Here is a 4,789-nt window from a genome sequence, read left to right as displayed (position 1 = left end):
TTAAGGACGCGTTAACCATAAAGTCCGAAGCGATTGGCATTACGCCGAAAGCGAAAGACGAAGCGCTTCGTTGCATTGAAATCATTGAGATTTTTGAAAGAAACGAAAACGCGCTGGGCCTTCGGACTATGGCTCTGAACGCCCCGCCGAATTTCGACCCCTTAGAGATCGAAGGCGTGATGGTGTCAATCCAACCAGACGTTTTGGTTGACGGCGGACGAGGTCGTGTAGGCGCCGGCATTTTCAGAGTTGCGAAGGCTCCAGATGCCGAGGACGCCAAAAAGGAAGAAACTCGTCGCCGGCGAGGAGAAGTTCGTCGAGAGATGGGTCGCTATTTGGTGGCTATTCAGCACATGCTTCTTGACGCACAAGCAGGTTCGCTGGGAGTGCCCGATCGTGATCTGTGCTTCGTGGCCGATATTCGATTGGGCGAACGTATTGGGCCTGCACCCGATCATGCTGTTCGAGTTAGGGACATAAGGGCCGCCTGCGTTCAAATCCGTACGTTGTGGCCGACAGTGATGCCAAAGCCCGCGCTCCTTCAGAAACCCTAGCTCTTCACGCTGATCGCCAACTCAGAATGTTCGCTATTAAGCGATCTATGGCTCATTAAATGAGGTGTCGGTTGGTGCAGCCCAAAAGCGGAGAGGCCCGACGACGATAGGAAACATGATGACCTCTCCAAATCCAAAACGTCAGAAAGCGGGGTGGGAAACCATCGACTCGCTTGAGAAAGATGCAGAGAACTGCGCTGTCATTCACTATTCGTGCGAAAGTTTCTACGATCGTCCGAATGGAGCATCGCCTCGCATTACTTCGATCGCGGTGAGAAATTTGCAGAGTGGACAGACAATCTCTTTCTCGATCCATCAATCTGCTGAACGTGAGGGAGTCGCGTTCGATCAAATCGAAGCCAGTTACGATGATCTCGAACGCAAGATGCTGGACGCGTTCTACGGCTATGTTGGAAATCATCAGGGATTGAAATACCTGCATTGGAATATGAGAGATGCGAACTATGGCTTCGCAGCGATCGATCACCGCTACGCGGTTCTCGGTGGAGCGCCAGTTGTTGTGCCCGATAACAAGAAGTTCGATCTCGCTCGGATACTTATAGATTTGTTTGGTCCTGGTTACACTGGGCATCCGCGACTTCAAACGCTGTTGGCGCAGAATAATATCAATCCACTCAATTTCTTTAGTGGGGCGGAAGAAGCTGCCGCCTTCGAAAACAAGAACTTCGTTGGCCTGCATCAGTCCACGTTGTCGAAGGTTGATGTGATCAGCAACCTTTTTCAAAGAACGTTTGATCGGCAGCTAAAGACACAAACTACTTGGTGGCAAATGAAAGGGGGCACGGCGCGAGCAGTGGTGGCCTGGGTTGCGGAAAATAAGGTAATCGCCCTGCTGATTGCGCTTGTCAGTCTAGCGGTTGGTGTCTACGCGCTAGAGTGACGGGTCTGAAGGGCGGGTAAATCTCTCCGCCGGAGATTCTTCTTCGAAGTAAGTGCGCATGATTTTGGCTTGGGTTTCTTATGGATGAACTCACCGAGGTGTTTACAGCCGCTACGCGTGACGTTGGAAGTGAGTACTTCCAACTAAAAATCGATGGTGGAGATCCAATCTATCGTGAAAGAGTTTATTGCTACGAACTCTATCATCGGATGAGGGTTCGTTGGCCTGAGAGTACTGAATACTATTTGAATGGCGAAGTTGATAAGGCAGCTCATCCAATATTGAGGCGTATGGGCGTTGGTCGTGAAAAGCCGGATTTACTCGTGCATAAGCCCGGGTACATGAGCGGTAATTTCGCGATTATCGAAGTGAAATCTGCTCGTTCAGACAATGCTGGCATCTACAAAGACTTATGCACTTTGCGGCTTTTCTTAGCTCAGGTGGGATATCGTCGCGCAATCTATTTGCACTTTGGCTTCGATAATGACGATATCGTTTCGCGCGTCGAACAGATCGCCTCTTCGTTCGAGAAATTGCCGCCGATCGAACTGTGGGTGCACTCGAGGCCAGGCGAGGCTGCGAATATTGCATCGACGCTTGTTCGCTGAGACTGGAGAGGCACTCTAAAGAACCCGTCCCCCTACTGTCTTCGTCTCGGTCCTCTCGGCTTTAGCGCCGGATGATCCTTCGGCGTCGCGGTCGCGCCCGTCTTTGCCGCTACGCCGCAGCCCTGTCCGCCTGTCCCTCTGCCTTCAGGCAGAACCAGGTGAGATATCCGGCGATCAGGACATTGGCGGTCGACAGAAGCGCGAGCACGGAGAAGGCCAGCGTCGGGCCGCCGATGTCGAGCAGCAGGGCGCCGGCGGTCGGGGCTGTCGCCATGCCGATCAGGATGGGAAGGCCGAGCCGTCCCATCAGGATGGCGTAACGGCCGGGCCCGAACAGGACCAGCGGCACCGCGCCGCGCACGATCGAGCTGATGCCGTTGCCCGCGCCATAGGCGATCAGCGCCACGGCCATGAAAGGAAAGCCCGCGGCGAGCAGGGCGATGCCGGAGGCGACCAGCACCACGCCGGCCAGCATGGTCCAGAGCGGATGCAGGCTGCGGCCGAACGCCATCTCGACCACGCGGGCCGCGACCTGGGACGGGCCGATCAGGGCGCCGAGCCCGACGGCGGCCGCGAGATCGATGCCGCGCATCTGCAGCAGGACCAGGAGATGCGCCGAGAGCAGCGACATGGTGACCGCGCCGATGGTGAGGATGACGCCGAGCAGCATCAGCGCGGTTGTTTGCGCGGCGAGGGGGAGTTCGGCCTTTGCCGCGTAGGCGGCGCTGGCGGTGGCCGTCGGGGCCGGCGGGCGTTTCGGCAGCAGCAGGGCATAAGCGGGGCCGCCGATGACCAGGTGGAGGCCGGCATAGGTGGCGCAAGTGAGTCGCCAGCCATGATGTTCGAGCAGCCACGCCGTCAGCGGCCAGCATACGGTGCTGGCAAAGCCGCCGAACAGCGTGACGGTGGTGATCATCTGCCGGGCACTGTGGCCGAACTGCCGTCCCAGCGTTGCAAAGGCGGGATCGTAGAGGCCGGACGCCATGCCGAGGCCGATAATCGCCCAGGCGGCGAAGTAAACGGACAGATGCGTGGCCGCGGCGAGCAGGCCGAGCCCGGCCGCGAACAGCAGCGAGCTGATGGCGAGCACGGGCCGGCCGCCATGGGCCTGGATGAGATGGCCGACGCGCGGCGACACGAGGCCGGCGGTGAGCAGAGCGAGCGAAATGCCCGAGATCACCGCGGCGGTGGACCAGCCGGTGTCCCGCGCAATGGCCGGCGCCAGCACGCCGAGCAGATAGAAGGACGATCCCCAGGCGAGGATCTGCAGGCTGCCCAGCGTGACAACGATGCGCCTTGCATGCGGAGCGCTCATGGCGTCGATCGTGGGGCGCCGGCCGCGGTGACGATCTCGCCATCCTCCTTCTCGAAACGGGTGACGGGGTGGTCGAGGATGTCGAGCACGCGTTCCGACGGACGGCACAGGCGGGTGCCCTTGTCCGTGACCACGATGGGGCGGTTGATCAGGACCGGATGCGCCAGCATGGCATCGATCAACTGATCGTCGTTCCACTTGGGATCGTCCAGGCCGAGCGCCGCATAGGGTGTGCCCTTTTCGCGCAGCAGCGCGCGTGGCGGGATCTTCATGGCGGCGATGAGTGCGACCAGCGTGTCGCGCGAGGGCGGCGTCTCCAGATAGAGGACCACGGTCGGGTCTTCGCCGCTCTGCCGGATCATGGCCAGCGTGTTGCGCGACGTCCCGCAGTCCGGATTGTGATAGATGGTGACAGGCATCAGGAGAGCTCCGTGTTCGTAGATCGCATCGGGCCGGCTTCGTACCAGGCACGGGTGGCCTTCACGATCCGGACCACCGAGAGCATGACGGGCACCTCGACCAGCACGCCGACCACCGTCGCCAGCGCGGCGCCGGAATCGATGCCGAAGATCGAGATGGCGGCGGCCACGGCCAGTTCGAAGAAATTGCTGGCGCCGATCAACGCCGCGGGGGCGGCGACGCACCAGGCGACGCCGAAGCGGCGGCTCAGCCAGTAGGCCAGCCCGGCATTGACATAGACCTGGATCAGGATCGGCACGGCCAGCAGCACGATGACCAGCGGCTGTGCCAGGATCTGTTCGCCCTGGAAGGCAAACAGCAGGACCAGCGTCGCCAGCAGGGCGGCGAGGGAGAGCGGCTGCAGGATGGCGAGGGTCTTGCCGAGGGCGGCGCCGTCGCCCTTGACCAGCGCGCGACGCCAGAGCTGCGCGATGGCGACGGGCACCACGATATAGAGGACGACGGACAGGATCAGCGTGTCCCACGGCACCGCGATGGAGGCGACGCCCAGCAGCAATCCCACCAGCGGCGCGAAGGCGACAACCATGATCAGGTCGTTGAGCGCCACCTGCGACAGCGTGAAATGCGGCTCGCCCTCGCACAGGTTGGACCAGACGAACACCATCGCCGTGCAGGGCGCGGCGGCGAGCAGGATCAGGCCGGCGATGTAGCTCGATATCTGCCCGGCCGGCAGCAGCGGCGCGAACAGGTGCCCGATGAAGAACGAGCCGAGCAGCGCCATCGAGAACGGCTTCACCGCCCAGTTGACGGACACCGTCACGCCGACGCCGCGCCAGTGTTCGCGCACTTGCCCGAGCGCGCCAAAATCGATCTTCAGCAGCATCGGGATGATCATCAGCCAGATCAGGATGGCGACGGGGATGTTCACGCGGGCGATTTCAGCCGACGCAATCGCGCGAAAGGGGCCGGGCATCACATGGCCGGCTGCGAT

The 4,789-nt window shown here is 60.6% G+C and carries 6 protein-coding genes; 3 read left to right on the top strand and 3 right to left on the bottom strand.

Annotated elements, in window-relative coordinates; genetic code table 11:
• From ACIQ17_RS30945 to ACIQ17_RS30935, 3 genes are all read left to right on the top strand, one after another.
• A partial coding sequence (locus ACIQ17_RS30945; protein ID WP_398473309.1) for a hypothetical protein occupies positions 1 to 554 on the top strand: 554 nt, incomplete at its 5' end.
• Positions 555 to 672: 118 nt separating this feature from the next.
• Positions 673 to 1,455: a hypothetical protein gene (locus ACIQ17_RS30940; protein ID WP_398473308.1), complete on the top strand. Its 783-nt coding sequence runs from the start codon at positions 673 to 675 to the stop codon at positions 1,453 to 1,455.
• A gap of 80 nt (positions 1,456 to 1,535) precedes the next feature.
• Positions 1,536 to 2,063: a methionyl-tRNA formyltransferase-like protein gene (locus ACIQ17_RS30935; protein ID WP_398473307.1), complete on the top strand. Its 528-nt coding sequence runs from the start codon at positions 1,536 to 1,538 to the stop codon at positions 2,061 to 2,063.
• Between the two features lie 109 nt (positions 2,064 to 2,172).
• On the opposite strand, the gene ACIQ17_RS30930 is transcribed toward ACIQ17_RS30935, so the two are convergent.
• From ACIQ17_RS30930 to arsB, 3 genes are all read right to left on the bottom strand, one after another.
• Entirely contained in the window at positions 2,173 to 3,378 is a 1,206-nt protein-coding gene (locus ACIQ17_RS30930) for an MFS transporter (RefSeq protein WP_398473306.1), read from the bottom strand.
• Positions 3,375 to 3,797: an arsenate reductase (glutaredoxin) gene (arsC, locus tag ACIQ17_RS30925; RefSeq protein ID WP_398473304.1), complete on the bottom strand. Its 423-nt coding sequence runs from the start codon at positions 3,795 to 3,797 to the stop codon at positions 3,375 to 3,377. The genes ACIQ17_RS30930 and arsC overlap by 4 nt, the downstream gene beginning before the upstream one ends.
• The coding region (gene arsB / locus ACIQ17_RS30920; RefSeq protein ID WP_398473303.1) for an ACR3 family arsenite efflux transporter at positions 3,797 to 4,789 on the bottom strand (993 nt) is incomplete at its 5' end. The genes arsB and arsC, both read right to left, overlap by 1 nt.

This window comes from Tardiphaga sp. (genome assembly GCF_044340795.1).
Classification (GTDB): domain Bacteria; phylum Pseudomonadota; class Alphaproteobacteria; order Rhizobiales; family Xanthobacteraceae; genus Tardiphaga.
Note: the sequence above shows the minus strand (reverse complement) of the source record. Positions and strands in the feature narration are given on the sequence as shown.